Origin of the sequence: Natronococcus sp., from assembly GCF_047921035.1 — an archaeon.
GTDB lineage: Archaea > Halobacteriota > Halobacteria > Halobacteriales > Natrialbaceae > Natronococcus.
Map to the genome: position 1 here is coordinate 1 of NZ_JBLRWX010000038.1, position 25,333 is coordinate 25,333.

Consider the following 25,333-nt stretch of genomic DNA (forward strand, 5'->3'; position numbering starts at 1 on the left):
CGTCACGATCGACCGGGTCGACGACGTCGGCGTCGCCGCGCTGGATCGGATCCTCGACCAGCTCGAGCGACTCCGCGAGGCCGACGTGTTGCTCGTCGCCGCGGGCCGGGAGGGGGCGTTGCCGACCGTCGTCGCCGGCCTCGTCGACTCGCCGGTGATCGGGGTTCCCGTCTCGAGCGGCTACGGCCACGCCGGCGACGGCGAGGCGGCGCTGGCGGGGATGCTCCAGTCGTGTACGATCCTCTCGGTCGTCAACGTCGACGCGGGGTTCGTCGCGGGCGCGCAGGCGACCCTGATCGCGCGGGCGCTCGACGACGCTCGGATCTGAGTCGGTAACGGGTTTCTGGAAAATATTCTTCCGAAGTCGGAAAGCCAAACAACGTTTGGGAAAGCGTTTTTATTGGTATACGGACTACGGTTGAACGCCGGCCGAAGCCGGCACCACAATGCCCACCTGTGACCACTGCGACGCGCACGTCTCCGAACGGTTCGCCCGCGTGTTCGCCGACGAGCGCGGCGAGATCCACGCCTGTGTGAGCTGTTCGGCGAACGCAGGGATCGCGGAAGCCGCCAAGGAGCGCGCCCGCGGCTCCTGAGTCGCTCGAGTACCGCCATCGACAGACCACGGCTGGACCCCGCCACCTAGCTGCGGACGAGACGATTTTTGCCTGTCGGCTCCATACCCTCGAGCGATGGCCGACGCCGACCACGTGGTCTACGTCCTCGAGTGCGCCGACGGCTCGCTGTACACGGGGTACACGACCGACCTCGAGCGCCGCGTCGCGGAACACGACGCGGGCGAGGGGGCGAAGTACACCCGCGGGCGGACGCCGGTGGAGCTGTGCTACGAGGAGGGGTACGACTCGAAGTCCGCGGCGATGTCCCGCGAGTACGAGATCAAACAGCTGACGCGGGCCCAGAAGGAAGAGTTGGTCGGACTCGAGTGAGCAACGGGACGTGACGAGTCGCTTCCGGAACTGCACTCGAGTCGATCGCTACGTATAGGCGGACGACGTATCGCTTCGTTCTGACCATTCTCCCCTGCGGTGGCGCACGCTGTCGACCGTCCGAACGCCAGTAAGGACGGTCGACGACGCTGTGCGAGGGATGAGCGAGGGAGCGATGCGACCGAGCGAATCGGTTGGGGAGGGCGTGGCGATCCCCTGTGTTCGTGTGAGCAGGACTGCTATCGCCCTAACTACCTCGAAAGCCCCACCTCGTGGCGGTTGGCCGGTACTGGAGACTCGAGGCTGGACGGCCCTTACGCATCCGGACGTAGCCCATCACAACAAGGAATCTCCGCGTCCTTCCCAGTCGATTCGTTCGCTCACTCATCCTTCGCGATGGAGACGACTCGAGCGCCCTACTCGTCGGCTGCGGCCGTCCGCGGGCTACTCACGTCGGGTTCGATGTGGGCGTACTCGACGAGCATCCGGCCGAGCTTTCTGGTTCGCTCCTCGAGTTTCTCGTCGACGAACGCGCGGCCGTCGATGGCCTCCGGATCGGGCTCGAACTCGCTCGAGGCGCCCCGAATCCCGACCTGGTGGGGGAGCACCCAGCCGTGGACGCCCCGAACCGTGATCCGGAGGTGGTCGAGCGTCGACCCGTAGCTCCCGCCGCCGGCGGTCGCGAGCAGGCCGACGGTCGTGTCCTCGAACTCCTCGAACCCGCAGTAGTCGTGGAGGTTCTTCAGCGCGCCCGAGTACGAGCCGTGGTAGACCGGGGAGCCCAGCGCGACGGCGTCAGCCTCCCGAACGAGCCGTTTCACGGCCTCGCCGTCGCCCTGATCGTCGACGTCGGGATCGTAGACGGGGAGGTCGTACTCGCGCAGATCGAGCAGCCGCGTCTCGGCGCCGGCCTCCTCGGCCGAGTCCAGGACGTACTCGAGGGCGGTTCGCGTGTAGCTTTCGTCGCGGAGACTGCCGGAGACGGCGAGAACGCGTGTCATACCGCCGCTAGCGCGGTTGGCGACAAAACCTCGTTGCCTTCGGCACCGACAGCGTCGCCTTTTTCGCACCGGGCGATGAGGGGCGGGGTATGGAGACGATCTCGTTCGGAACCGACGGCTGGCGGGCGCCCCTCGAGGAGTTTACGGCGCCGAGAGTGCGGATGGTCGGACAGGCGGTCGCGACGTACCTCGCCGACGAGGGCCTCGAGGGCCCGGTCGCTGTCGGCTACGACGCCCGCGAGACCTCGCGAGGGTTCGCCGAGGAGCTGACTCGCGTGCTGTGTGCCAACGGCTTCGACGTCCTGCTGTCCGACCGGGACCGACCGACGCCGCTTTTCGCCCACGCGATCGTCGAACGGGAGCTGGCGGGGGCGATGGTCGTCACGGCATCGCACAACCCGCCGGAGTACAACGGCGTGAAGTTCATCCCCGAGGACGGCGCGCCCGCGCTCCCCGAGGTGATGGACGCGGTCGCGGACCGCCTCGCCGAACCCGATCCGCTGTCCGAGGACGAGCACGGCAGCGCCGAGGAGGTCGACTTCGTCGCGCCCCACGCCGACGCCGCGTTCGCCCTGCTCGAGGAGACGATCGGCGAGATCGACCTCGAGGGGCTGACCGTCGCCTACGACGCGATGTACGGCAGCGGTCGCGGAACGACCGACGCCATCCTCGAGCGGGCCGGCGCCGACGTCGATCGGCTGCGTTGCGAGCAAGATCCGGCGTTCGGCGGCGGCGCACCCGAACCCGCCCCGGAGAACCTCGAGGCGCTCGTCGAGCGCGTGACCGAGGGTGGGGCCGACCTCGGCGTCGCCAACGACGGCGACGCCGATCGGATCGCGATCGTGACGCCCGAACGGGGCTACCTCGACGAGAACCTCTTCTTCGCCGCGCTGTACGACTACCTGCTCGAGCGCGATTCGGGGGCCGTCGTCAGGACGGTGTCGACGACGTTTCTCATCGATCGGGTCGCCGACGCCCACGACGAGGCCGTCCACGAGGTCCCGGTCGGGTTCAAGTGGATCGCAAAGGGGATGGCCGACCACGACGCCCTGGTCGGCGGCGAGGAGTCCGGCGGCTTCACCATCCGCGGGCACGTCCGCGAGAAGGACGGCGTCCTGATGGCCCTGCTCGCTGCCGCGATGCACGACGCCGAACCGATCGACGACCGCGTCGACCGCCTGCTCGAGGAACACGGCACCGTCGTCCAGGACAAGCGAAGCGTCGCCTGCCCCGACCACGAGAAGGCCCGCGTGATCGACGACCTCGGCGACGAGATCCCCGACGACGTTGCCGGAACGCCCGTCGAGAACGTCAACACTGCCGACGGGTTCAAGCTCCAGCTCGAGGACGGCTCCTGGCTGCTCGTTCGGCCGAGCGGGACCGAGCCCAAACTGCGGGTGTACGCGGAGGCGACCGACGAGGACCGGGTCGTCGAACTGCTCGAGGCGGGCGAGGCGCTGGTCGAACCGCTGGTCTGATACGGTTTACTGTAAGTCATTACCGGCGCAACCGCCGCACGGGTCGCGGTTGCGCCGGTAAATCGTTACAGCAATCCGTATGAGGGTTGCGCACTCCGGGCCCACGTTTACCGGGACAGCGACCGCAGAGACGGGTATGAGCAGAAGCGACGAGGCCGCGTACACCGAACTCGAGCCCGACGCGTGGCACCAGAACGACGAGGGGAACTACTCGATCGACTGTCCGGAGTGTGGCTCGGAGGCGACGCTGATGAACGTCGTCAAACACGGCCGCTGTAACGGCTACCTGAGCAAGCACAGCGAGGACGTCGAGCTCGACACCCAGCCGATGGACTGTACGGCCAAGCTCTGGTTCGAACTCGGCTACGTCTCCGATCCCGACGAGTCGATGACCGACGACGCCGTCGGCGCGGACGACGGCGAGACCGACTCCGGAAGCGACGACGAGGGAATCGAGTCCGGAGCGGGCGTCCCGGCTTCGGACTCGCCTGCAGGAGCCGAGGGAACCGTCGACGACGACCAGCAGTAACCGATCAATCGATCCGTTCTGCGGGGACGCCGGCGACCGTCGTTCCGGCCTCGACGTCGTCGGCGACGACCGACCCCGCACCCACGGCCGCGTTTTCGCCGATTGTGATATCTCCCAGTAGCGTCGCGTTCGCGCCGATCGTGACGCCGTCCTCGACGGTCGGGTGGCGCTTGACGGGTTCGTTCGCCGTTCCGCCGAGGGTGACGCCGTGGTACATGTGGACGTCGTCGCCGACCTCGGCGGTCTCGCCGACGACGACGCCCATCCCGTGGTCGATCGTGACGCGACGGCCGATCGTCGCCGCGGGGTGGATCTCGACGCCCGTCAGCATGCGGACGACGTAGGCGAGTACGCGAGCGAGGAGTTCGAACCCCCCGTTCCAGAGGCGGTGGGCGAGTCGGTGGCCCCAGACGGCGTGGACGCCGGGATACGTGAACCAGACCACTCGACAGCCCGTCGCCGCGGGATCGCGGTCGCACATCGCCCGCACGTCCTCGCGGAGTTTCCCGATCATGCGTTCTCGAGACGGATAGCGCGGTCGTCCGACGCGGTTCGTACGAGTTCGGGCCGCGACGGGTGTCGGCTGTCGGATACCGCGGCCGGGGCGGTGCTCCGCGCGATTGACCCGATGCGGCCGATCTCAGGCATGGCTCCAACTACTCCGATCGACGGGCTAAAAGGGATCGCTTCGCCCCTCGTGTGGTAAACCGGTATCGACGATATCTTTTCACTTCCCGCGCTCGAGCCGGCTCCCGATCCCCTCGGGAAGCCCCGCGGCCGAGACGGCGTCTCCGACGGCGCCGATGTCGTACTCCACACGATAGGTTTCGACGGTCATCGCCTCGAGGTCGACCACCGCGTAGGCCGCCCGCGGATCGCCGTCGCGGGGCTGGCCGACGCTGCCGGGGTTGACGACGATCCCCTCGCCGTAGCGCTCGACGTGCTGGACGTGCGTGTGACCCAGCACGAGGACGTCCTCGTCGCCGAGCAGTCGCGGGGAGAACTCCCCGGGACGGGTGTAGCGGGTGTACCGATCGGGATCGTCGGGGTGGCCGTGGACGAGCTTCACCCGATCCCGGCACTCCAGTCGTTCCTCGGGCAGGTCGGCGAGCCACTCGAGCTGGTCGGCCGAGAGCTGCTCGAGGGCGTGTTCGACGCCCGCCTTAGCCATGCTGTTGAACCGGAACGGCGTCTCCTCGACGACCGCGGCGTCGTGGTTGCCCATCACCGTCGGCACCGACCGCTCGCGGAGTTCGTCGACGCAGTCGCCCGGCCAGGGGTTGTAGCCGACGACGTCGCCGGCACAGAGCAGGTCGTCGACTGCGGGCATGTCGGCGAGGACTGCCTCGAGGGCGACCCGATTGCCGTGGACGTCGGAGATGAGTCCGACTTGCATGCCCGGGGATACGGCACGAAGCTTTGTAGGTCATCCGACGGGACGATCGACGAGAAAACTGTGCGCGATGGCGCGCGCTGGGTCGCGGTGAGCGGACAGCGAACCGTGAGCCGATGCCGTGCGAGGGATGAGTGAGCGACAACGGAGCGAACGAATCGGCTGGGGAGGGCGTGGAATCCCGTGTGTTCGGCGCGAGCAGACCGCTCGTCTACTTCGGATCCGTCTGATCGGTGCGGCTACTCGATCGCCGAGCCGGGGCTATCCAGGGGAACGCCGTTCGATCATATTCGAGCGCTGTACACCCCCTCGCTGTCGATCAGTCGCCGTTCTCGATCGCCGTCTCGAACCCGCCCGCAGTCCGGGCGATACCGGCCGCACAGACGGCGTGCTCGAACTCGTGGTCGTAGACCTCGCTTGCCGCCTCAGCGGCGGTGTCGGCCTCGATATCGAACGCCGTGGGCGAGTCCTCCTCGTAGGTCGCGACCAGCGTCGGCTCCTCGACGGTCTCGACGAGCAAGGCGTCCTTCCGAACGGTACCGATCAGCGCCTCGCCGTCCTCGCCCAGCGTGGCCGCGATCCGGGGCGTGTCGTAGTCGTCCTTCTCGTAATCCAGCGCGAGCAGGCTCTCCGCGAGGGCGTCCCGAGCGGGGTAGCCCAACTCGAGCTTCTCGGCGATCGGATCGACGTGGGAGCCGTTGCCGAAGGCGGCCGTCTCCCCCGTCGGCGTCTCGACGACCCGCAGGCAGTTGTAGGAGACGTAGGGGTTGTCCGTCTCGGGGGCGTCCTCGGTCGGACCGACGGTGAGGGCCTCGTCTCGAGCGGTGAGCTTGCGGTTCGGGAACGACCTCGAGGAGACGCGGTAGGCGCCGACCTCGGGGCCGACGACGACGAATCGTCCGACGTACATACACGGGGATGCACAGGGAGGGAAGAAGTGTGTGTCGATCTGTGCACTATCGTCGACTTTAGACGTCTGTCAGACGAAATTTTATGTCCGGTTACACGACACCGTCCGTCATGGCGACGGAGGAGGATTGTCTCGAGGCGCTGCGACGCGCCGCGGACGAACTCGGCGAATCACCGACGAAGGCCCAGTACGAGGCGCTCGACGTAACGCCGGCTTCGGCGACGATCATGAAGACGTTAGGTGGATGGAACGCGGCGAAAGAACGCGCGGGACTGTCGACGTTCGAGCGAGGTGCAACGGGGAGCCAGCGCATCAAACCGAAGCCCGACGATGTCGAACTTCCGGAGGGCCTCGAGTGGGAGGAACTCACCAGTCAGCAGCGCTGGTACTACAAGAACCGCGAGAGACGTCTCCGACGAAAGGATCGCCGCCGATCCGAGATACGTCGATGGCTCTACGAGTACAAGGATGAACACTGCGAGTGTCTCCGGTGTACCGAGGATAGACCACCCTGTCTGGATTTTCATCACCCGGACGAGAAAGAACGGAGTATCGCAACGATGGTCGTCAACGGCCACTCGAAGGAAAGCATTCGCGAAGAAATCGAGCGCTGTGTCGTGCTTTGTGCTAACTGTCACCGTCTCGAGCATCTCGAGGTTCCTGACAGCGCTGAATCAGAACTCCAACCCGACAGTCATAAGTAGGAACCTACCCAACCATCTGGTGCAGCAACAGTCCCCTGGGGTAGCGGCCAATCCTGAAGCCTTCTGGGGGCTTCGACACAGGTTCGAATCCTGTGGGGACTACTTTCTACCCGTTTCACCTCGAGCACTCTCCCAGTTCCGCCACTGGATCTCCAGTCGAAACGAAGGGGTCGGCACTCCGGGCGCCCTGTTCGCAAACCGCACCCGGACCAGAACCCATATTGAACCGACACGCCTAGAGACCGCTCATGAGACGACGGCAGTTTCTCGCTGTAGGGGCGACGGCGACGACCGTAGGCACCGCGGGCTGTTTCGGGGACGACGGGTATCCGACGGAAACGTTCGAGGGGACCGACGTGCCGCTGGCCCCGCTCGAGGACGTCTACGAGTGGTACGAGGACGACGACGCCCGGTTCGTCGACACGCGAACGCAGATCGAGTACGACGACCTTCATATCGCGGGCGCGGTCTACAGCCCCGCCGAACACGGACTCGAGGCGGACGACCCGACCGAGGAGTGGTCGACGGACGCGCGGATCGTCACCTACTGCATCTGTCCGCACACGCTCGCCGGGCTTCGCGCGGCCTCGCTGATCGACGACGGCTACGAGGACGTGTACGCCCTGGACGAGGGGCTCCAGGCCTGGTACGAGGAGGGGTACCCGATGGAGGGCGAAGAAGTCCAGGGACGGCTCCCCGCATACGACGTCCGCGGGGAGGCCGATCCCGCCCACGCCGGCGAGTTCGTCTGGGTCCGCGAACCCGAAACCGGCCAGCGCGAACCCGGGACGATCGAGGAAGACGGTAGCTACGAGCTGACGCTTCACTTCTCCGAGCTTACCGAGGAGACGGTGCTCGAACTCGAGGCGCCGGACTACACCCGGGAGCTGACGCTCGCCGAACTGACGGACGGCGTCGTCACCGCCGAGTAGTCCCTCGAGAGCGAGTCACCGTCGGTCGTACGCGCCTGCCCGCTCGAGCCGGCCCCGCTCTCGCAGCACCGCCGGGGTTCGACAGATCCCCGGGGCGCCCGTCACCTGCGGCACCGTACAGTTGTTGCAACTCTCACAGAGGACGCGGACGTGCTCGTCCGCCGCGTCGCTCTCGCGTTCGGTCTCGAGCAGACGGGCCCCCAGTCGGGGCTCGGCGTAGAACGGGCGGGCCATGCCGACCATATTGCAGGCCGCCGGCCCGGTTTGGCCGCCGAGCAGCCGATCCATCTCCCGGCGCTCGCGGATCCCCCCCTCTGCCAGAACGGGAATCGAGACCTGCTCGCGCACCCGTCGACAGAACGCCTCGTTCCAGGCCGGCTCGGTGTCGTACTGTAGCGACTGGATCCGGTTCCCGAGGGCGACGAGACGTTTGCGAGCCGCGCCGCCGAACGCGGCGTCGTAGCCCTGCTGCAGTGTCTCGTTCTCCCACGCTCGGTCGGGATACTTCCCACGGACGATGCTCATGTCCCAGACGACCGACGTCCGCACCGGAACGACGGCGTCGTAGCCGATCTTCTCGAGCCGTCTGGCGATCTCGATCCCGTCCTCGAGCGAGAGCTTCCGCCGCACCAGCGGGGCGGGCGGGGCGGGGGTCTCCGCGGGGACTTTCGCCATCACCGGGATCTCGCCCGCCCGTTCGCGGATCTCGTCGCGGACGACCGCGAGAAAGCGCAGTCGCGCCTCGGGCGAGCCGCCGAACTCGTCGTCTCGACGGTTGTAAAACGGCGACAGAAACTGCTGGACGAGCCCCATGTTCGCGCCCGCGATGTGGATCCCGTCGTAGCCTGCCTCGGCGGCGTACCCCGCGGCGCGGCCGAAGTCGGCCGCGAGTTCGTACACCTCCTCGGTCTCGAGGACGTGGGGATCGTAGGAGAGGAAGCCGGCTCGATCGAGCGCCCGGAGCTGCCAGGGCGGGCGCGAGACGGCGAGCTGCTCGAGGTGGGGATGCTCCCGGCGGTACTCGGCGTGCCAGGTCTCCATGCTCCGCAGCCCGCCGTGCTCGAGCTGGATGAAGATCGTGCTGCCGTGGTCGTGGATCCGGTCGGTCAGCCGCGAGAGTCGGGAGACGAACTCGGGATCGTGGACGCGGGTCATCCCTGGAGCGGCGCAGCCCCCCTCGCCGCGGACGATCGTGGCCCCCTGACAGATGAGGCCGACGCCCGATTCGGCGGCCGGCTCGAGGTCCTCGATCAGCGTGTCGACGGCGTCGGGCCCGTTGCCCGCACACTCGAGCAGCGGAGCCCGGTAGAGTCGGTTCGGGATCTCGACGCCGCCGATCTCGACGGGGTCCTCGAGGGTTGCCATACGCGATTCGTTCGAGGGGTTACCACAAGAGCGTGCCCCCGATCAGGGCGGGGTGATCACCGCCCGGCCCTCGATCTCGCGGTGCTCGAGTCGCTCGGCGACGGTGTTGATGTCTTCGAGGTCGTAGATCTCGGTACGTAGCTCGACGTCCCCGCGATCGACGAGCGCGACCAGCTCCTGGAGTTCGGCGTACTTACCGACCAGCGTTCCCTTGAACGAAAACTCGCCGTTGACGAGCGCCTGGCAGGGTTCGTGAATGTGGCCGCCGTAGCCGATGACGTGGTGATCGCCGCCGGCGGCGACCATGTCGGGTGCCGCACCGGTCGTCTGATCGGCCCCGACGAAGTCGAGCACCTGCTGGGCGCCCCCGTCGTCGGTGAGGTCCATGACGGCGCTCGCGAGGTCGTCCTCTCCGGAGTTGATCGTGTGGTCGGCGCCGAGGTCAGTGGCCAGGTTCAGGGCCTCGTCCTTCAGATCGGCGGCGACGATGTCGGCGGCGCTCATCGCGTCGAGACACTGCAGCCCGATGTGGCCCAGTCCGCCGACGCCGATGACGACGCAGGTGTCGCCGGGATTGAGCTCCCGGACGGCCTTCTTCGTCGCGTGGTAAGCCGTGATTCCCGCGTCGGCGTGGGGGGCGATCTCGGTGGGGTCGACGCCGTCGGGCAGCGGGATCACCGCGCGCTCGTTGGTCTGGAGGTACTCCGCGAACCCGCCGTCCGTGGTGAGGCCGTTGAACGCGCTGTTCTCGCAGTACATGTCCTCGCCGAGTCGACACGGGCGACAGATGCCGCAGGTCTGGACGGGATGGCAGATCACCGGATCCCCCTCCTCGACGAGGGTTACCTCCTCGCCGACTTCCGTGACGATGCCCGCGTTCTCGTGTCCGAGCGTCATCGGAAGGTCTTGGGGGGCGTACTCTTCCCACATGCCCTCGATGATGTGGTTGTCGGTCTGGCACCAGCCGGCGCCCGAGACCTCGATCAGGACCTCGTCGGATTTCTCGAGTTCCGGGCGGTCGATTTCTTCGACGGTCAACGCCTCGCTCATCTCCTGTGTGTACTCGTGGAGTCTAGCTGCTTGCATGTGGTGTGGTATTGTCTGTCGCTTCTCAGGGTCTTTATTTTATCGTCGGTGTCAGGCCGGGACAGTTCCCTCGCGGCTGTCGGCCGGGGCGGTCACTGTCCGAGCGACATGTCGTCGGCACCGACGCCCGGTACGACGCCGCCGTCAGCGCGGTTTCGCGACGGCGGAAACGTGAGGACGTTCCGGAGTGTCCTGACCGGGTACTCGCCGGCGTCGTCTTCGAGGGGATGGCCCTCGGGGAGTCTCCCGTCCGGATAGACGGTTCCGTGGACACGTCCCAGAGTGAGTTCGTTCCTGAGTTGCTGTCGGTGTCGTTCGTTCTGACGGAGGTCGCGAACGTTCCGGCCGTCCTTCCTGGCGAACTCCAGTTCGCAAATGAACGCCCGCGGGATACCGCTCCTGGCGCCGAGTTCGGTTGGGAACCGCGACTCGTAGTGGATCTCGTCCAGCGGCGTCTCCTGGTCGCCGAGCTTGATGCTGTAGTTCCCCCAGAAGAGGTCGGTTTCCCCTGCGGGGTAGCCGTCGTGGATCGCTTGGTCGAGCCCCGGGGTGTCCTCGAGGCTCAGCTTGTCGTTGTACCAGAAGGTGGGTTCGCCGACGAGGTTTCCGACCGCGCCCTCCTCGGCCTCCGCGAAGCCGTCGTCGTAGCCGTCACCGTTCAGGTCGACGTCGACCCACCAGCCGCCGTCTCGAACCTTGTTCGTAACGCGCGGGTCGCGGTTCGTCGTGTTCGTCTCGGGTTCCCAGTTGTTCGGCATTCCGTACCCCGAGATCCAGTAGTTGCTGTAGCCGACCTCCGGGTGGAGCTGGGTGGGGACCTCCTCGGCGATCTTCACGCCGTTGGCGTTGTAGCCGTCGTGGACCTGGAAGAGGGTTTCCTCGGTCACCTCCTCGTTGTCCAGGCCCGCGTCGAAGTCGATCCCCCAGTACTCCCGGTAGTGTTCGTGGGCGTCCCGCCGGTCGTCGAGCGCCTGGTCGATCGACCGGTCCATGACGCCGAGGTGGAAGTGCTCGGCCGGCGAGTCGAACTCCCCGAAGCCGAAGCCGCCGCTGGGGTTCGGCCCGGTGAGTACGCCTTCCGCGTAGTACATCAGCGCGAACTCCTGGCCGCCGATATCCGGCGGGACCCTCGTGTCGGCGCCGTCGTATCTCGGTAGCCGGCCGGGATTGTTGCTGGCCTCCCTGCCGTGTCCGTTACCTCGCGGGTTTGCGCCGACGGGCCCGGTTGTCCCCAGGCCCATGGCCGTCGCCGCTCCGAAACCGCCGATCCGTAGTAGGTTACGTCGTCTCATATATTTTGGTCGGCCGTTCCGACCGTAGCCACACCTAGTCCGTCACCTTCACTAACTCTTCAGCCAATGAGTATCGGTTACGGGCCGGTTAGTGCACCAACCCACAAGGCCACGCACTACGGTACGCCGAGACGTGTCGTCGCCTCTGTGTTCGCAGAACGGGAGGTACGCTACCGTGGGTACATCAGGAGTCTCTTCGGTTCGCGAACGACTTTCGAAAGGAGATCTGGCTCACAACTGCCGTCGACTGGAACGATCGTCAACGGGCCGACTCCGGTCCACCCGGACTTCGAAATCTCGGTTTGTTTCAGTACATCGGGTTACGTTCGGGTAGCCAGAAATCTATAAGAGCGTGGGTAGTGCCATGTGGTATGGCAACGAGGAACCTGAAAGGGACTACCGAGGCCACGGAGCTCGAAATACAGGTTAACGACGAGGAGTGTTTCTTCGTGTGGGCGTCGGCCGAGGTGTCGTGCCGGCTGACCCTGGAGCACCTGATCCAGCGGTCGGACGGACGGCTGCTGGAGTTTTTCGCCGTCGAGGGGGCCGAACCCGAGGACGTCGTCCGACTGGGGACCGAGTCCTCCGGCATCGCCGAGGCGCGGGTCATCAGGGAGTCCGCCGAGGGTGGGATCGTCCAGCTGATAGTCTCGGGGTCGTGCGTGACGACGACCCTGGCGGACGCGGGTGCAGTGACCCAGAGCGTGACGGCCTCCCGAGGGACCGGAACGGTCGTCGCGAGCGTCCCCGGGCACGTCGACGTCCGGGCGGTCGTCGAGTCGTTTCGGTCGCGACACGCTGACTCACACCTCCTCGCCAGCAAGGGGCGACCGCCGGCAGTACCGGTCAGGACCGACCTCGGGCTCAAGGAGACCTTCGCCAGTCGACTCACCGACCGACAGCTCGAGGTGTTCCGGATGGCGTACCTCAGCGGCTACTTCGAGTGGCCCCGCGAGAGCAGCGCCGAAGAGTGTGCGGAGGCGCTTGGCATCTCCCAGCCGACGTTCAGCCAGCACATGCGTGCCGTCCAGGAGACGCTCTCGGAGTGTCTCTTCGAGAGCGATCTCAGGCGCTGACGGCCGACCGATGTCGGGTCGTCTGACGGTCGCGCCTTTCCGATCGGCGTCTCTGGGGGGCGTCCGCGGGCGGTCCAATACTCATAGGCAGTAGCCGTTTGCTAGTCCTGGGAGAGCTACGAGGTGGTGACTTCCGAATGACGACCTACGACGAATGGACGGCCGCACAGGAGACCGCGACGGTAACCGTGGACGATCACGACCTCGAGATGGCCTACCGGGACGAGGGCAGCGGCGACCCCGTTGTCTTCCTCCATGGCATTCCGACGAACTCTTTCCTGTTTCACTCCCAGTTCGAGGCGGTCGCCGAACACCGCCGTGCCATCGCGCCCGACATGGTCGGCTACGGCCAGTCGGCGATGCGGGACGGCTTCGACCGCTCGATCCGCGCCCAGGAACTCGCGGTCCGAGGACTCGTCGATGCCCTCGGCCTCGGGGCGATCGACTTCGTCGGGCACGACCTCGGTGGCGGGGTGGGCCTGCGCTACGCTGCCCGGACGCCCGACGCCGTCGATCGACTGGTCCTGTCGAACTCGGTGGCCTACGACTCCTGGCCTATCCAGACCATCACCGACCTCGGCCTGCCCGAAACCGCCAGAGAAACAACCCCCGAGGAACTAGAGGAGATGCTCGACGGGCTGTTCCGACAGACGCTGCTCGCCGACGACCCCGACGAGACGTTCCTCGAAGCGATGACGGCGCCGTGGACTTCGGAGGAGGGTGTCACCTCGGTCGTGCGCAACGCCAGCGCGACCAACACTAGCCACACGACCGAGATCGATCCGACCGCCGTAACCGCCGACACCCTGCTCCTGTGGGGGACCGAAGACGAGTTCCAGCCGGTGGAGTGGGCCGAACGGCTCGAGGCGGACGTCGGCACCGCCGAACTGGTCCGGCTGGAGGCCGACCACTGGGTTCCCGAGGACCGCCGTGAGGCCTTCGAGGAACACGTGCTCGACTTTCTCGTCTGATACGGTTTCCTGTAAGTCAGTACCGGCGCAACCGCGACCCGTACGGCGGTTGCGCCGGTAAATCGTTACAGCAATCCGTATGAGGACCGAGCCACGGCCGTCGGCACGCAGCGGCGTCGGACGATCGGCGGTCTCCAGCTCGGCTCTGGCGCTCCGGCAACGAACAGGTATCGGTCGTCCGTTCGGCTGGCGCGGCCGCCGGTTCCCGGCGACCTATACTCATTGGCACAACGGTCACGTAGGGTGTTATCAATCACCACGACGTAATGTACGATCACAACGGCGAGGAGATCTTCGTCATCGACGGTCACGTCCACCTGTGGGACGCGACGGAGGGGAACATCACCCACGAGGGCGGCGAGGAGTTCATCCAGTGTTTCTACGACTACCACACGACGTTCACGCCCGAGGACCGTCAGTGGAGCATCGAGGAGTATCGCAAGTACGGGGCCGAGCGGATGGTCGAGGACCTGTTCGAGAACGCCGCCGCGGACATGGCGATCTTCCAGCCGACCTACCTCACGGACTTCTACGGGGACGGGTTCAACACCACCGAGCAAAACGCCGAGCTCGCGACCGAGTACCCCGAACGGTTCGTCCTCAACGGGAGCTTCGATCCCCGCGACGGCGAGGCGGGGCTGGAGTACCTCGAGGACCTCCACGACACCTACGACCTCCAGGGTGTGAAACTGTACACCGCGGAGTGGCGCGACGAGTCGAAGGGGTGGCGACTCGACGACGAGGAGGCCTTCGAGTTCCTGGAGAAGTGTGAGGAGCTGGGCATCGAGAACATCCACGCCCACAAGGGGCCGACGATCCGACCGCTGAACCGCGACGCGTTCGACGTCGCCGACGTCGACGACGCCGCGTCGTCGTTCCCGAATCTCAACTTTATCGTCGAACACGTCGGGCTCCCGCGGCTGGACGACTTCTGCTGGATCGCCGCCCAGGAGCCCAACGTCTACGGCGGGCTGGCGGTCGCCGCGCCGTTCGCCCAGAACCGCCCCGCGAAGTTCTCCGAGATCCTCTCCGAACTGCTGTGGTGGCTCGGCGAGGACCGGGTCCTGTTCGGTTCGGACTACGCCATCTGGAACCCCGACTGGCTCGTCGAAGAGGTTCTCGAGGCCGAACTCACCCAGGAGGACCGCATGGAGTACGGCGTCGAGTGGGATCTCGAGACGAAACGGAAGGTGATGGGCGAGAACGCCGCCGAGCTGTACGACATCGACATCGAGGCCAAAAAGGAGCAGTTCCGCGAGGACGAGATCAGCCAGCGGTTCGGCCTCGAGGACCACTACTCGAGCGACGCCCCCGCGGCGGCCGACGACTGATGACCGGACTAGCATCCGACGGCCCCACCCGCGAGGCCGTCCGCGACCGACTCGACCGGGTCACCGATCCCGAACTCGATCGTTCGATCGTCGCACTCGAGTACATCGACGATATCGAGATCGACGCCGGAACGGTTACCGTCCACCTGACGCTGCCGACGGCGTGGTGTTCGCCCGCGTTCGCCTGGATGATGGCCGTCGACTCCCGCACGGAGGTCGAGGAACTCCCCGCGGTCGAGCGGGCGAGGATCTACCTTCACGAGCACATGCACGAGATCGAGATCAACCGGGGCGTGAACGCGGGGCGGTCGTTTGCCGAGGCGTTTCCCGACGCCGACGACACCGTCGACGCGGTCAGGCTGGAACTCGACCGCAAGGCCAGAACCGCCCGCCAGTACGACGCCGTCGAGGCGCTGCTCGAGGCCGGCCTCGAGCCCGAGACGATCGTCTCGCTTCGTCCCTGTGATCTCGAGCGCACCGACGGCGACGACCGCCCCTCGATCTACCTCGCGGATCGGGCGGTCGCCGTCTCCGTGCCCGCGGACCCGATAGACCGCTACCTCGAGAAGGCCCGCGAGACGGGGCTGGTCGACGCCGAGACGGATCCGTTATTCCTGACCCCGGAGGGCGAGCCGATCGACCCCGAGGCGTTCGAACTCGTCCACCGACGGGGGCGGCTGGCGCAGGTCAACATGTCGAGCCAGGGCGGGATCTGCGACGGGCTCCGGGAGTCCCGGGAGCGACGGCTCGAGGCGTCGGACTAGCTCACTTCTCGACCTCGAGCAGCGCCACCCGCTCGCGGACCAGCGCGCCCAGCGAGGCGTCGGTCGCCGCCCGCTCGCGGTCGGGAATCTCGAAGAACTCCTGGATCGTCTCCTCGTCGGGCCTCTCGAGGGTCGACTCTGTGTCGGCGAACGCCTCGAGTTCCCGGACGCCCTCGAGCGCTGCGGCCTCGTCGCCCCCGTCCGCGAGGACGACGGCCCGGTTCTCGCCCTCGCCGACGCCCATCTCCAGCGCGCGGTCGATCTGTCGACGGCCGGCGGCGTACAGCAGGATCTCGACGGCCCGGTCGCGGGCGACGTTCTCGCCGCGGTCGATCGAGCGGTCGGCGAGTTCGACGGCCCGCTCGAGGTGGCGCGGCCCGGCGACGTAGCGGGCGTCGAACGCCTGCAGGGTCGTTCCGTGCGTCTCGCCGATCTCGGCGAGGTCGGCGACGAATCGATCGAGATCGTCGATCGCGAGGGTACACTCGAGCAGCTCCATCAGAAATCACCCAGGCTGGACTGACTCTCCTCGTCGTCGGTCGTCGCGGTCGCCTCCGTCTCGGCAGTGCCGTCGTCGTCGCTCGAGCCACCCGTTACCGTTGCGGCCGACGCGTCGGCCTCGACGTCGTCCATCGAGGGGTCCTCGCGGCCGACGTTCTCGAGGATGTTCTCGGCCGTCTTCTCGCCCTTCAGCGCCCCGAGGACGACCGACTTGTCCGCGCTGCGGAGGTCGGCGGGCTCCTCGATGCCGACCGCGTACAGCTGCCGGGCGCGCTTGCGGCCGACGCCCCGTACCGAGACCAGCTCGAGCAGCTCCTCGCCGACGCCGTGTTCGACGCGAGCGCGGGCCTCGCGGACGGCGACGGTCCACTCGCTGTCGATTTCGCCCGCGAGCGATTCGGCCGCCCCGAGCAGCCACTCGGCGGTGTCGACCTTCCCGCGCAGGTCGCCGGGGCCGATCTTGTACCGCTCGGTTATCCGTTCCTCGTCGTCCTCCTCGGCCCAGTCCTCGAGCAGCTTCCCCGTCTTCAGCGCGGCGAGCCAGTCCTCGAAGCGCTCCTCCTCGAACTCGCTGGGCGCGTCGCCGAGCAGTTCGGCCTCGCGCTCGTAGTAGAGTTCGCCGAACGTCTCGTCCTCGCCCGAGCGCAGGTAGAGTTCGTACATGTCCGGCGTCCGGGAGACGAGCTGGTAGAGCCCGAGCGCGGTGGGCCGGTCGTCGGCGTCCTCGAGCCCGTGAACGATCGTCGCCGCGCTCATCGGGTCGAGGTAGAGCCGCGAGACGGTGTGGCCGAGGCTGGTTGCCTCGAGATCCTCGCTACGCCCGCCGCCGTCAGCGAGGTCGGCTGCGGTCGTGAACGCGCCGGCGTCAGCCCCCCCATCACCGCGGTCGCGCTCCACGAAATCGTTTCGCTCGAGGTAGTCCAGCACGCTGTCGGTCACGGTCTCGAGCCGTCCTGCCTCGGTCGACTGGCTCGCGTACAGCGTCGCCTCGAGGAACTCGAGTAACCCCTCCCGCGTGCGGGCGAAGCCGGAGGCGATGGTCGCGAGCACGTGGGTCCGCAGAGCGGGCTCGGCGGCGAGCTTCGAGCGGACGGGTTCGGGATCGGCCCAGATGTACCGGTCGAACAGCTCCTCGCTCTCGTCGTGGCTCTTCGCGAGCAGGACGGCCTCGCCGTAGGGGTCGAGCCCCGGTCGTCCCGCGCGGCCCATCATCTGGTGAACCTCGAGGACGTCCAGCGGGGCCATTCCCCCTGCGGTCGGATCGAACCGGCGCCAGTCGCGGACGATGACTCGCCGGGCAGGCGTGTTCACCCCCGCGGCGAGGGTGGGCGTCGCCGAGATCACCTTCAGCAGGCGCTCGCGGAAGGCGTCCTCGACGAGCGAGCGCTGGGTACTCGAGAGGCCCGCGTGGTGAAACGCCGACCCGCGTTCGATGCAGTCCGCGAGGTCTCGGCTCGTCTCAGTGTCGCTGTCCTCGCGGATCTCCGCGGCCAGCTCCGCCAGGTCACTGCGCTCGCCGTCGGTCAGCTCCCGGCTCGTGACCTGGCCCAGTCGGCGGGCGGCGGCCTCGGCGTTTCGCCGCGAGTTGACGAAGACGAGCGAGGAGCCCCCTTCCTGGACGATGTCGCGGACGAGCGCGGCCTCCTGCTTCTCGCTGCCCTCGACGGGCACCTCGCGGGTCGAGCCGTCGTCGAAGTTGAGCGCGTTGCCGTAGTGGACGCCCATCTGCAGGTCGATCGGGCGCCAGTCGGTGTCGACGAGTTCGGCGTCGAGCCACGCCGCAATTTCGTCGGCGTTTCCTACTGTTGCCGACAGCGCGACGGTCTGCAAATCGGGGTTGAGCCGGCGCAGTTTCGCGAGCGTGACCTCGAGGGTCGGTCCCCGGTTGCGGTCGTCGATGAGGTGGACCTCGTCGCTGACGACGCAGGTCAGCTCGGAGAGCCAGCTCGCGCCGTTGCGGACGAGCGAGTCGACCTTCTCGCTGGTGGCGACGACGATATCCTTCGTGGCGAGCCAGTCGCTGGTCGACTCGTAGTTGCCCGTCGTCACGCCGACGTCGACGCCGAACGACTCGTAGGCCGCGAACTCCTCGCGTTTCTCGCTGGCCAGCGCCCGTAGCGGGACGATATAGAGGGCCTTCCCGCCACGCTCGATCGCCGACAGCATCGACAGCGCGGCGATCATGGTCTTGCCGCTCGCCGTGGGGACGGCCGCGACGAGGTTCTCGCCCTCGGTCGCGCCGGCTTCGACGGCCTCGGCCTGGGGAGGGTAGAGCTCCTCGATCTCCTCGCTGCGGAAGTGTTCGACGGCGCCGGGCGGGAGCCCCGACAGCTCCTCGATGTTCATTACCCGCAGTTGGCGCGTCCCGCGGTTTAAACTGTCGTCTCGCCGGTTCACCCGTAGCCGCCGTTCGGCCCGTGGGCGATAGACCGATGTCGGTGGCGGACGAAGTGACCGCATGGCCGACCCCGACCGCGTCCTCGTTCCCACGCTCGGTCGACCGCGCGAGGACGACGCCCTCGCCTACGCCCTCGAGACGTTCCCCGACGCCGACGTCACGCTGCTCGCGGTCGTCACGCCGCTGGACGCGCCGATGAGCGAGGGCGGGGTGCTCGAGCGCGACGAGGATCGGGCCGACGCGGCTCGAGACCGTGCGACTCGGCTGCTCGAGTCGATCGACGACCCGTCCGCGACCGATCGGGTCCGGATCGACACCGCGTCGGGCCGACCCGGAACCGTCGTCCCACGGTACGCGACCGAGCACGACGTCGATCAGGTCGTCATGCACGGCCACGACAGGAAGTCCTCGAGCCTGATGCGGCGAGTCCTCGGTCGCGGTGTCGCCGCGACGGTCGTCGAGCGAACCGACCGGCCGGTGACCGTCCTCGAGTGAGGTCAGCCGCCGATGACCGCCGCGAACGCCCGGTAGAGTCCGTACCCGACGAGGATCGAACTGCCAAGCGTCAGCAGCCAGAACGTGACGGTAACGCCGATCTTCCGCCTCGAGACGCCGGCCGAGCCCGCGGCCAGCCCGCCGCCGATGACGCCCGAGAGGATGATGTTGTTCAGCGAGATCGGGATGCCGAGTGCGATCGCCAGCTGGGCGATGATGAATCCCGGAACCAGCGCAGCGATCGAGCGCCGAACCCCGAGCTGAGCGTACTCCCGCGAGGTGGCCTGCAACAGCCGCGGGGCGCCCATCCAGGCGCCGGCGAGGATCCCGGCGGCGCCCAGCGCGAGCAGCGTGATCCCCGGCAGTCCGAGTTCGATCCGAAACAGGTTCTCGAGGGGACCGGTCGCGAGCCCGACCTGCGAGCCGCCCGAGGAGAACGCGACGATGCTGCCGAGAACCAGCAGGAACGACCGGATGCCGTCCTCGACGGAGGCGAGCACTCGTTTTCGGACCCACGAGAACGCGAGGGCACCGACGACGATCGTCACGAGCACGGTGCCGAGGTCGACGTCGCCGACCAGCACCGGCCCGCCGCCGAACTGGCGGGAGACGAACCTGGCGAGGGTTCCCTGGTCGGCCGTCGGATCCGGGATGACGCCCAGCTGGATGTTCGCGACGATCGCGCCGACGATTCCCGCGAGCAGCGGGACGCCGACCGATTCGGGGACGTCGTCGCGACGCAACACGACCGCCGTCGCGTACGCCAGCCCGCCGGACATAAACGGCACCAGCAGCCAGAAGGTGCCGAGGCGCTGGTAGGTCGCCATCGCCGGATCGCCGCCCAGCGAGAGCCCGACGCCGATCATCGCGCCCGTCGTCGCGAACGCCGCGGGGATCGGGTACCGGGTGTAGATCCCGACCGCCATGAACGTCGCTGCGGTCAGCAACCCGGCGGTGGCCGCAAGCGGCGTGATCGCGACGCCGTCGATGAGGTCCGCACCGACCGTCTCGGAGATGCTGCCGCCCTGCATGAGCGCGCCGGCGGCCGCGAGCAGGCCGATGACGAACGCCGCCCGCATCGTCGAGATCGCGTTCGCGCCGATCGCGGGTGCGAACGGCGGCGAGTTGCTGTTGGCTCCCAGCACCCACGCCATAAACAGACAGGTGAGAATAGCGGTTCCGACGAGGACGGCGAACGACAGGGCGACCATTCGGTGGAGTGATAGTTGCGCCCGCGGGACAAAAGCGTTCGTCCGCTCCGGTCGCCGTCCGGCGGGCCAGCACCCTTCGGGTCGAGGGACGGCTACGCCTCCGGAACCTCGTAGCTGCGCTCGAGGTGGTCGATCAGTTCGGCGACGAACGCGGGATCGTACGTCCAGACGCCGTCGTACTCCCCGGGCTGGCGCTCCTCGGCGACCAGCGCGCAGCTCTGGCGGTCGGTGTCGGCGGCCTCGAAGGCGACGAACCAGAACCGTCCGATCTCGCCCGACGCCGAGACCACCGACGGCCCCTCGAGGGGCGCGTCCCAGTCGTCGTCGAGAAACGCCGTCACGGAGAGCGTTCCGCGAGCCGCCAGCCGCTCGTAGACCTCGAGCTGGTCGGCGAACGCCGCCTCGCGCTGGAAGCCGGCGTACAGGGTGCCGTCGGCGACTCGCCACGCTCGCTCCTCGATCTCCCGCGAGACCGCGAGCAGCTGTCGCCGGTCGGCAGCGGCGAACGGCGTTCCCTCCAGGAAGTCGAGCAGCTCGCCGAGGTCGACGTCGGTCTCCTCGAGCGTCCAGGGCGGGTGGATCTCCGGCGAGAGGAGGGCGTCGAACGCCTCGAGACCCAGCGCGCCTCGAAACCTGCCGTCGGAATCGCGGACCACCACGAATCCGTCCTCGAACGCCGCGGCTCGGCAGTACTCGACCGCGACGTTCCGGCTCGCGAACTGGCGCTGGAGATCGGTCGCGACGTCGCTGTCGCTCGCGTGGACTTCGAGGCGCTTTCGCTCGGCCTCGGCGCGCTCGAGCGCTTCGCCGAGCGTCTCGAGGCTCATTCGCCGACCCCGAGGAAGTCGTAGACGGCGGGCGGCACGTCGACCTCCTCGACGCTCCCGTCGGCCGGATCGAACGCGATCAGTCCGTGATCCTGGAGCCTGGGGAGTATCGAGTGGTGGAGATAGACGTACGCCCGCTCGTACTCCGACTCGCCGCCGATCCGTCCGTCCTCGGCTGCGGCGGTCCCGGTGACCGCTGCGGCGAGTTCGTCGATCGTCGCGTTCGGATGATCGTACAGGTACGCCAGCGTGATGCGGATCTCTCGCGCCGAGAGGAGCTCGAGGAGGTCGTCGACGTCGTGCTCGGGCGCGGCGTCCGCGAGCGCGGAGAGATCCTCGAGACGGTCTTTCATGGTTGTTCATAAACTTAGATCCTCGGCGGCATAAGCCGTATCCCAAACGACCGAGACAGTCGTTTAAAGAACTATTTCCTGTGAACGTGAACATCGTCGTCGGGCAACGAAACCGATCGAGATCCGACGTTCGGCCGCCACGACCGCTAACGATTTACGACGATCGATCCAACTCTCGGCCATGAGAGTCGAGTTCGACGAGGAGACCTGTATCGGGATGTACCAGTGCGTCGCCGAGTGGGACGCCTTCGAGAAGGACAAGTCGGCCGGGAAGGCCGTTCTCGAGGACAGCGAGGAGGTCGAGGACGGGCTCTTCGTCCGCGAGGTGCCCGAGGAGGCCGAACTCGACGCGAAGTTCGCCGCCCGGACCTGTCCCGTCGACGCGATCACGATCTACGACGACGACGGCGAACAGCTAATCCCGTAATCCGGCGGATCGTTGTTGGTCCATGCCGTGTGGAGTTCGAGTGTGTCACCGATTCGATCGGCTCCCGCTCGAGACATCGCTCGACATAGCGGATCGAGATGAGAGTCTCGTCGGGGACAGCGTTGCCGACGCTACACGAAAAGAACGCCCGTCTGCTGTCGGGACGCCGATCAGGCGATCTTGTCGTACTGATCCGAGAGCTTCTCGGCGGCCTCGCCGAGCTGGTTGCGCTCGAACTCGGTCAGATCCCACTCGACGATCTCCTCGACGCCGTCGGCGCCGAGCTTGGCCGGGACGCCGAACGCGGTGTCCTCGTGGCCGTACTCGCCCTCGAGGACGACACTGCAGGGCAGTACCTCGCCCGTATCGCGGAGGATCGCCTCGACGGTGTGACCGACGCCCGTCGCGGGGCCCCACTGGGTGGCACCTTTCTTCTCGATGACGTTCATTGCCGAGGTCTGCAGCTCCTCGAGCAGTTCCTCCTTCTCGTCGTCGGTGAACTCGAGATCTTTCCCGTTCACCCGCACCTTCGAGAAGGCGGGAACCTGGGCGTCGCCGTGTTCGCCGAGGATCGTCGCCTCGACGTTCCGGACGGGGACGTCGTAGCGCTGGGCGATCACGTACCGGAACCGGGCGGAGTCGAGCCGACCACCGAAGCCGATCACCTGCTCGCGGGCCCGGTCGCCGGCCTCGTAGAGGTGGCGGTTGAGCAGGTCGACGGGGTTCGAGGTGGTGACGGTGACGAAGTCGTCGTTGTGTTCGGCCAGCGAGGAGCTGATGTCCTCCATGATCGGCGCGTTGTCGCCGGCCAGATCGATCCGGGTCTGACCGGGCTGGCGCGGGATCCCGGCCGTGATGACGACGACGTCCGACCCAGCGGTGTCCTCGTACTCGCCCTTTCGGACCGTCGTGTTCGAATCGTAGGCGACGCCGTGGTTCGTGTCGGCGGCCTGGCCGATCGTCGTATCCTCCTGATCCGGGATGTCGACGAAGACGAGTTCGTCCGCGATGTCTCGGAGCGCGATGTTGTAGCCTGCGGCGGCCCCGACCGTGCCGGCCGCGCCGACTACGCTAACTTTCGTCATACCACGTGAAACTGCACCATCCCAGGCGTTAAATCCGTCGGTCGTCCACGCTCACTCGAGATTGGCGATGGATTGTACGTCGATCGTCGAACCACGCGGAGTCCGGACGCTTCCACAATCGCTATCTCCTCTCGCTCGAGCTATCGGCCCCATGGATCGGAACGATCGTCGGATCGCCCGCTTTACCATGCTCGGGCACGCGACGTTCCACCTCTACGAGCTGACGATCCCGCTGTTCGTCGTCGTCTGGCTCGAAGCGTTCGACGTCTCGGCGGCCGTCCTCGGAACGGTGGTCGCCGTCGGCTACGCGCTCATCGGGATCGGGGCGTTGCCGAGCGGCGCGCTCGCGGACACCTACGGCTCGAAACGGCTCGTCGTCCTCTCGATGGCCGGAATGGGCGGGGGGTTCGTCCTGATCGCGCTCGCGCCGTCGCTCCCGCTGCTCGCGGTCGCGCTCGTGCTCTGGGGCGCCGCGGCCAGCCTGTACCACCCCGCCGGACTCTCGCTTATCACCCGCGGCTCGGAGCGCCAGGGGACCGTCCTCGCGTACCACGGCGTCGCCGGCAACGTCGGCACCGCCGTCGGGCCCCTCGTCGCCGCGCTCCTGCTTACGTTTCTGGACTGGCGGCTCGTCGCCGGGCTGTTCGCCGTCCCCGCCGTTCTCGCGATCCTCGTCGCGGGCCGGCTCGAGTTCGCCGAGCGGACGGCGACCGATTCCGACGAGTCGACGGCGACCGACGCCGACGGCCTCTCGGCGATCGTCGCGCAGTCGAGAGTGCTGTTCGTCGGCAGCTTCCTGCTCGTCTTCGCTATCGCCGTCCTCGCGGGGACGTACTACCGCGGGCTGTTCACGTTCCTCCCCGACGTGCTGGCGGGGCTGCCGGTGTTCGAACCCGTCGAGATCGCGGGCGAGACCTTCGAGCCGAGCCAGTACGCCTACGCCGGCCTGTTGCTCGTCGGCGCCGCGGGCCAGTACGCCGGCGGGCGGCTGAGCGACAGCCGCTCGCCAGAGCGGACGATCGTCGCCGTCTTCCTCGCGCTGATTGTCGTCTCGCTGTCGTTTCCCGTCGTCACGTCGTTCGGCCTGTTCGCGACGGTCGCCATCTGTGCGCTGCTGGGCTTTTTCGTCTTCATGGAGGCGCCGATTCACCAGGCACTGATCGGCGAGTACGTCGCCGCGGACGTCCAGGGGCTGTCGTTCGGCTACACCTACCTCGGCGTGTTCGGGATCGGCGCGGTGGGGGCGTCGATCGCCGGGATCGCGCTCACCTACGGCGGCACGGCCCTCCTGTTCGTCGCGCTCGCGGCGCTCCCGACGGGCGGGCTCGCCCTCGCCGCGGTCCTCCTCGTTCGCGCTCGGGCCTGACGATCGCCGTCGCTCGAGACCGAACCGGTCTTTGCGCTCGCCGTCGCGTCCTCGAGCATGCGCGTCAGCGTCATCGGTGGCGGCCGAATCGAGGACGAGGCGACCGCTCGAGCCGAGGCCGTGGGCCGGGAACTCGGACGGCGAGGACATACGGTCGTCTGCGGCGGACTCGGCGGGACGATGGAGGCGGTCTGTCGCGGTGCCAAGTCGGAGGATGGCTCGACGATCGGCATCCTCCCGACGGAGCGACCGGGGGATGCGAACGACTACGTCGATATTCCGATCGCGACCGGGCTCGGCCACGCCAGGAATGCCCTCGTCCCGCTGAACGGCGAGGCGGTGATCGCGCTCGCGGGGAGCCACGGCACGCTCTCGGAGATCGGCTTCGCCGGGGTCTACGATCGACCCATCGTCGGCCTCGAGACCCACGACGTGCCCGGCGTCGAGACCGTCGAGACGCCCGAAGCGGCCGTCGACGCCGTCGAGGCCGCGGTTTCGGACTGAGCCTCTCCTCGAGTCCCCTGCCTGGGCTGCTCAAGGCCCTCGAGGTCGTCGATCCGCCGGCCCACCTCCGGATCTCGCTGTTCGGCGCCGTCGCCGTCCACGAACCCACGGACGAGACCGTCGGGATGGGGCGGATCGTCGGCGACGGCGGCACGGTGTACCTGCTCTCGGATATCGCGGTCCGTCCCGACCACCAGGGACGCGGGCTCGGCACGCGGATCGTCCGACGGCTCGAAGCCTACCTCGAGCGCGAGGCGCCCCCGAAGGCGTACGTCACCCTGATCGCGGACGTCGACGGCTTCTACGAGCGGTTCGGCTACGAGGACGTCCGCCCCGCCTCGAAGGGGATGTACCGCCGCACGGAGTAGGGTCCGCAGGTTTTTCGCC

At 67.5% G+C, this 25,333-nt stretch carries 28 protein-coding genes and 1 pseudogene; 16 read left to right on the plus strand and 13 right to left on the minus strand.

Features of this window, described 5'->3' with window-relative positions:
* The 3 genes from ACNA7R_RS09695 to ACNA7R_RS09705 form a co-directional block, all read left to right on the plus strand.
* The coding region (locus ACNA7R_RS09695) for an AIR carboxylase family protein (RefSeq protein WP_416283362.1) at window positions 1–328 on the plus strand (328 nt) is incomplete at its 5' end.
* A 118-nt stretch (window positions 329–446) separates the two neighbouring features.
* The gene (locus tag ACNA7R_RS09700) at window positions 447–596 is read left to right on the plus strand and encodes a hypothetical protein (RefSeq protein ID WP_416283363.1); all 150 of its coding nucleotides are present in this window, start codon (window positions 447–449) and stop codon (window positions 594–596) included.
* 96 nt (window positions 597–692) lie between these two features.
* Entirely contained in the window at window positions 693–947 is a 255-nt protein-coding gene (locus tag ACNA7R_RS09705; RefSeq protein ID WP_416283364.1) for a GIY-YIG nuclease family protein, read from the plus strand.
* 416 nt (window positions 948–1,363) lie between these two features.
* Here ACNA7R_RS09705 and ACNA7R_RS09710 read toward each other — a convergent pair whose 3' ends face one another.
* Complete coding sequence (locus ACNA7R_RS09710; protein ID WP_416283365.1) at window positions 1,364–1,948, minus strand: NADPH-dependent FMN reductase; 585 nt, start codon at window positions 1,946–1,948, stop codon at window positions 1,364–1,366.
* A gap of 89 nt (window positions 1,949–2,037) precedes the next feature.
* On the opposite strand from ACNA7R_RS09710, the gene ACNA7R_RS09715 reads away from it, so the two are divergent.
* Entirely contained in the window at window positions 2,038–3,426 is a 1,389-nt protein-coding gene (locus ACNA7R_RS09715; RefSeq protein ID WP_416283366.1) for a phosphoglucomutase/phosphomannomutase family protein, read from the plus strand.
* Window positions 3,427–3,562: 136 nt separating this feature from the next.
* Window positions 3,563–3,955 (plus strand): hypothetical protein, encoded by a 393-nt coding sequence (locus ACNA7R_RS09720; protein ID WP_416283367.1) that lies wholly within the window; start codon window positions 3,563–3,565, stop codon window positions 3,953–3,955.
* Between the two features lie 4 nt (window positions 3,956–3,959).
* Here ACNA7R_RS09720 and cysE read toward each other — a convergent pair whose 3' ends face one another.
* The 3 genes from cysE to ACNA7R_RS09735 form a co-directional block, all read right to left on the minus strand.
* Window positions 3,960–4,469: a serine O-acetyltransferase gene (gene cysE, locus ACNA7R_RS09725; protein WP_416283368.1), complete on the minus strand. Its 510-nt coding sequence runs from the start codon at window positions 4,467–4,469 to the stop codon at window positions 3,960–3,962.
* A gap of 213 nt (window positions 4,470–4,682) precedes the next feature.
* The gene (locus tag ACNA7R_RS09730) at window positions 4,683–5,351 is read right to left on the minus strand and encodes a metallophosphoesterase family protein (protein WP_416283369.1); all 669 of its coding nucleotides are present in this window, start codon (window positions 5,349–5,351) and stop codon (window positions 4,683–4,685) included.
* Window positions 5,352–5,667: 316 nt separating this feature from the next.
* Complete coding sequence (locus ACNA7R_RS09735; RefSeq protein ID WP_416283370.1) at window positions 5,668–6,258, minus strand: IMP cyclohydrolase; 591 nt, start codon at window positions 6,256–6,258, stop codon at window positions 5,668–5,670.
* 110 nt (window positions 6,259–6,368) lie between these two features.
* On the opposite strand from ACNA7R_RS09735, the gene ACNA7R_RS09740 reads away from it, so the two are divergent.
* Window positions 6,369–6,962, plus strand: coding sequence for a homing endonuclease associated repeat-containing protein (locus ACNA7R_RS09740; protein WP_416283371.1), 594 nt, complete (start codon window positions 6,369–6,371; stop codon window positions 6,960–6,962).
* A 248-nt stretch (window positions 6,963–7,210) separates the two neighbouring features.
* On the plus strand, window positions 7,211–7,894 hold the full coding sequence (locus tag ACNA7R_RS09745; protein WP_416283372.1) for a rhodanese-like domain-containing protein: 684 nt from the start codon (window positions 7,211–7,213) through the stop codon (window positions 7,892–7,894).
* Between the two features lie 15 nt (window positions 7,895–7,909).
* Here ACNA7R_RS09745 and ACNA7R_RS09750 read toward each other — a convergent pair whose 3' ends face one another.
* The 3 genes from ACNA7R_RS09750 to ACNA7R_RS09760 all read right to left on the minus strand — a co-directional run bounded on the left by ACNA7R_RS09750 (window position 7,910) and on the right by ACNA7R_RS09760 (window position 11,586).
* Window positions 7,910–9,259, minus strand: a complete 1,350-nt coding sequence (locus tag ACNA7R_RS09750) for an NADH:flavin oxidoreductase (protein ID WP_416283373.1) — start codon at window positions 9,257–9,259, stop codon at window positions 7,910–7,912.
* 42 nt (window positions 9,260–9,301) lie between these two features.
* Window positions 9,302–10,345, minus strand: coding sequence for an NAD(P)-dependent alcohol dehydrogenase (locus ACNA7R_RS09755; protein ID WP_416283374.1), 1,044 nt, complete (start codon window positions 10,343–10,345; stop codon window positions 9,302–9,304).
* A 92-nt stretch (window positions 10,346–10,437) separates the two neighbouring features.
* Complete coding sequence (locus ACNA7R_RS09760; RefSeq protein WP_416283375.1) at window positions 10,438–11,586, minus strand: hypothetical protein; 1,149 nt, start codon at window positions 11,584–11,586, stop codon at window positions 10,438–10,440.
* A gap of 422 nt (window positions 11,587–12,008) precedes the next feature.
* Between ACNA7R_RS09760 and ACNA7R_RS09765 the strand changes: the two genes are divergently transcribed.
* The 4 genes from ACNA7R_RS09765 to ACNA7R_RS09780 all read left to right on the plus strand — a co-directional run bounded on the left by ACNA7R_RS09765 (window position 12,009) and on the right by ACNA7R_RS09780 (window position 15,779).
* Entirely contained in the window at window positions 12,009–12,713 is a 705-nt protein-coding gene (locus ACNA7R_RS09765; protein ID WP_416283376.1) for a bacterio-opsin activator domain-containing protein, read from the plus strand.
* 137 nt (window positions 12,714–12,850) lie between these two features.
* Window positions 12,851–13,684, plus strand: coding sequence for an alpha/beta fold hydrolase (locus ACNA7R_RS09770; protein ID WP_416283377.1), 834 nt, complete (start codon window positions 12,851–12,853; stop codon window positions 13,682–13,684).
* Between the two features lie 266 nt (window positions 13,685–13,950).
* The gene (locus ACNA7R_RS09775; RefSeq protein WP_416283378.1) at window positions 13,951–15,015 is read left to right on the plus strand and encodes an amidohydrolase family protein; all 1,065 of its coding nucleotides are present in this window, start codon (window positions 13,951–13,953) and stop codon (window positions 15,013–15,015) included.
* A complete protein-coding gene (locus ACNA7R_RS09780) occupies window positions 15,015–15,779 on the plus strand; it encodes an iron-sulfur cluster assembly protein (protein WP_416283379.1) in 765 nt (254 codons plus the stop codon). Before ACNA7R_RS09775 ends, ACNA7R_RS09780 begins: the two co-directional genes overlap by 1 nt.
* Before the next feature lies 1 nt (window position 15,780).
* On the opposite strand, the gene cgi121 is transcribed toward ACNA7R_RS09780, so the two are convergent.
* Entirely contained in the window at window positions 15,781–16,278 is a 498-nt protein-coding gene (gene cgi121 / locus ACNA7R_RS09785; RefSeq protein WP_416283380.1) for a KEOPS complex subunit Cgi121, read from the minus strand.
* Window positions 16,278–18,626 (minus strand): ATP-dependent DNA helicase, encoded by a 2,349-nt coding sequence (locus ACNA7R_RS09790; RefSeq protein ID WP_416283381.1) that lies wholly within the window; start codon window positions 18,624–18,626, stop codon window positions 16,278–16,280. Before ACNA7R_RS09790 ends, cgi121 begins: the two co-directional genes overlap by 1 nt.
* Window positions 18,627–18,738: 112 nt before the next feature.
* On the opposite strand from ACNA7R_RS09790, the gene ACNA7R_RS09795 reads away from it, so the two are divergent.
* The gene (locus ACNA7R_RS09795) at window positions 18,739–19,173 is read left to right on the plus strand and encodes a universal stress protein (protein ID WP_416283382.1); all 435 of its coding nucleotides are present in this window, start codon (window positions 18,739–18,741) and stop codon (window positions 19,171–19,173) included.
* Window positions 19,174–19,175: 2 nt separating this feature from the next.
* On the opposite strand, the gene ACNA7R_RS09800 is transcribed toward ACNA7R_RS09795, so the two are convergent.
* The 3 genes from ACNA7R_RS09800 to ACNA7R_RS09810 form a co-directional block, all read right to left on the minus strand.
* Window positions 19,176–20,384 carry an inorganic phosphate transporter gene (locus ACNA7R_RS09800; RefSeq protein ID WP_416283383.1) on the minus strand — a complete coding sequence of 403 codons (1,209 nt, stop codon included), beginning with the start codon at window positions 20,382–20,384 and terminating at the stop codon, window positions 19,176–19,178.
* A gap of 92 nt (window positions 20,385–20,476) precedes the next feature.
* Window positions 20,477–21,211, minus strand: coding sequence for a DICT sensory domain-containing protein (locus tag ACNA7R_RS09805; protein WP_416283384.1), 735 nt, complete (start codon window positions 21,209–21,211; stop codon window positions 20,477–20,479).
* Window positions 21,208–21,564 carry a hypothetical protein gene (locus ACNA7R_RS09810; protein ID WP_416283385.1) on the minus strand — a complete coding sequence of 119 codons (357 nt, stop codon included), beginning with the start codon at window positions 21,562–21,564 and terminating at the stop codon, window positions 21,208–21,210. Before ACNA7R_RS09810 ends, ACNA7R_RS09805 begins: the two co-directional genes overlap by 4 nt.
* Before the next feature lie 181 nt (window positions 21,565–21,745).
* On the opposite strand from ACNA7R_RS09810, the gene ACNA7R_RS09815 reads away from it, so the two are divergent.
* Window positions 21,746–21,991, plus strand: coding sequence for a ferredoxin (locus ACNA7R_RS09815; RefSeq protein WP_416283386.1), 246 nt, complete (start codon window positions 21,746–21,748; stop codon window positions 21,989–21,991).
* Between the two features lie 170 nt (window positions 21,992–22,161).
* On the opposite strand, the gene mdh is transcribed toward ACNA7R_RS09815, so the two are convergent.
* Window positions 22,162–23,076: a malate dehydrogenase gene (gene mdh, locus ACNA7R_RS09820; protein WP_416283387.1), complete on the minus strand. Its 915-nt coding sequence runs from the start codon at window positions 23,074–23,076 to the stop codon at window positions 22,162–22,164.
* Between the two features lie 151 nt (window positions 23,077–23,227).
* On the opposite strand from mdh, the gene ACNA7R_RS09825 reads away from it, so the two are divergent.
* The 3 genes and pseudogenes from ACNA7R_RS09825 to ACNA7R_RS09835 form a co-directional block, all read left to right on the plus strand.
* Window positions 23,228–24,442, plus strand: coding sequence for an MFS transporter (locus ACNA7R_RS09825; RefSeq protein ID WP_416283388.1), 1,215 nt, complete (start codon window positions 23,228–23,230; stop codon window positions 24,440–24,442).
* A 57-nt stretch (window positions 24,443–24,499) separates the two neighbouring features.
* Window positions 24,500–24,946, plus strand: a complete 447-nt coding sequence (locus tag ACNA7R_RS09830; protein ID WP_416283389.1) for a TIGR00725 family protein — start codon at window positions 24,500–24,502, stop codon at window positions 24,944–24,946.
* A 74-nt stretch (window positions 24,947–25,020) separates the two neighbouring features.
* Window positions 25,021–25,314: pseudogene (locus tag ACNA7R_RS09835) on the plus strand (GNAT family N-acetyltransferase); the annotation flags it as partial.
* Window positions 25,315–25,333 lie beyond the last annotated feature (19 nt).

Coding starts and splice junctions, on each gene's coding strand:
- ACNA7R_RS09770 (WP_416283377.1), top strand. CDS start 12,851: ATGACGACCTACGACGAATGGACGGCCGCACAGGAGACCGCGACGGTA.
- ACNA7R_RS09780 (WP_416283379.1), top strand. CDS start 15,015: ATGACCGGACTAGCATCCGACGGCCCCACCCGCGAGGCCGTCCGCGAC.
- ACNA7R_RS09760 (WP_416283375.1), bottom strand. CDS start 11,586: ATGGGCCTGGGGACAACCGGGCCCGTCGGCGCAAACCCGCGAGGTAAC.
- ACNA7R_RS09830 (WP_416283389.1), top strand. CDS start 24,500: ATGCGCGTCAGCGTCATCGGTGGCGGCCGAATCGAGGACGAGGCGACC.
- ACNA7R_RS09700 (WP_416283363.1), top strand. CDS start 447: ATGCCCACCTGTGACCACTGCGACGCGCACGTCTCCGAACGGTTCGCC.
- cysE (WP_416283368.1), bottom strand. CDS start 4,469: ATGATCGGGAAACTCCGCGAGGACGTGCGGGCGATGTGCGACCGCGAT.
- ACNA7R_RS09825 (WP_416283388.1), top strand. CDS start 23,228: ATGGATCGGAACGATCGTCGGATCGCCCGCTTTACCATGCTCGGGCAC.
- ACNA7R_RS09815 (WP_416283386.1), top strand. CDS start 21,746: ATGAGAGTCGAGTTCGACGAGGAGACCTGTATCGGGATGTACCAGTGC.
- ACNA7R_RS09745 (WP_416283372.1), top strand. CDS start 7,211: ATGAGACGACGGCAGTTTCTCGCTGTAGGGGCGACGGCGACGACCGTA.
- ACNA7R_RS09795 (WP_416283382.1), top strand. CDS start 18,739: ATGGCCGACCCCGACCGCGTCCTCGTTCCCACGCTCGGTCGACCGCGC.
- ACNA7R_RS09705 (WP_416283364.1), top strand. CDS start 693: ATGGCCGACGCCGACCACGTGGTCTACGTCCTCGAGTGCGCCGACGGC.
- ACNA7R_RS09805 (WP_416283384.1), bottom strand. CDS start 21,211: ATGAGCCTCGAGACGCTCGGCGAAGCGCTCGAGCGCGCCGAGGCCGAG.
- ACNA7R_RS09750 (WP_416283373.1), bottom strand. CDS start 9,259: ATGGCAACCCTCGAGGACCCCGTCGAGATCGGCGGCGTCGAGATCCCG.
- ACNA7R_RS09715 (WP_416283366.1), top strand. CDS start 2,038: ATGGAGACGATCTCGTTCGGAACCGACGGCTGGCGGGCGCCCCTCGAG.
- ACNA7R_RS09740 (WP_416283371.1), top strand. CDS start 6,369: ATGGCGACGGAGGAGGATTGTCTCGAGGCGCTGCGACGCGCCGCGGAC.
- ACNA7R_RS09765 (WP_416283376.1), top strand. CDS start 12,009: ATGGCAACGAGGAACCTGAAAGGGACTACCGAGGCCACGGAGCTCGAA.
- ACNA7R_RS09730 (WP_416283369.1), bottom strand. CDS start 5,351: ATGCAAGTCGGACTCATCTCCGACGTCCACGGCAATCGGGTCGCCCTC.
- ACNA7R_RS09775 (WP_416283378.1), top strand. CDS start 13,951: ATGTACGATCACAACGGCGAGGAGATCTTCGTCATCGACGGTCACGTC.
- ACNA7R_RS09710 (WP_416283365.1), bottom strand. CDS start 1,948: ATGACACGCGTTCTCGCCGTCTCCGGCAGTCTCCGCGACGAAAGCTAC.
- mdh (WP_416283387.1), bottom strand. CDS start 23,076: ATGACGAAAGTTAGCGTAGTCGGCGCGGCCGGCACGGTCGGGGCCGCC.
- ACNA7R_RS09810 (WP_416283385.1), bottom strand. CDS start 21,564: ATGAAAGACCGTCTCGAGGATCTCTCCGCGCTCGCGGACGCCGCGCCC.
- cgi121 (WP_416283380.1), bottom strand. CDS start 16,278: ATGGAGCTGCTCGAGTGTACCCTCGCGATCGACGATCTCGATCGATTC.
- ACNA7R_RS09755 (WP_416283374.1), bottom strand. CDS start 10,345: ATGCAAGCAGCTAGACTCCACGAGTACACACAGGAGATGAGCGAGGCG.
- ACNA7R_RS09800 (WP_416283383.1), bottom strand. CDS start 20,384: ATGGTCGCCCTGTCGTTCGCCGTCCTCGTCGGAACCGCTATTCTCACC.
- ACNA7R_RS09720 (WP_416283367.1), top strand. CDS start 3,563: ATGAGCAGAAGCGACGAGGCCGCGTACACCGAACTCGAGCCCGACGCG.
- ACNA7R_RS09790 (WP_416283381.1), bottom strand. CDS start 18,626: ATGAACATCGAGGAGCTGTCGGGGCTCCCGCCCGGCGCCGTCGAACAC.
- ACNA7R_RS09735 (WP_416283370.1), bottom strand. CDS start 6,258: ATGTACGTCGGACGATTCGTCGTCGTCGGCCCCGAGGTCGGCGCCTAC.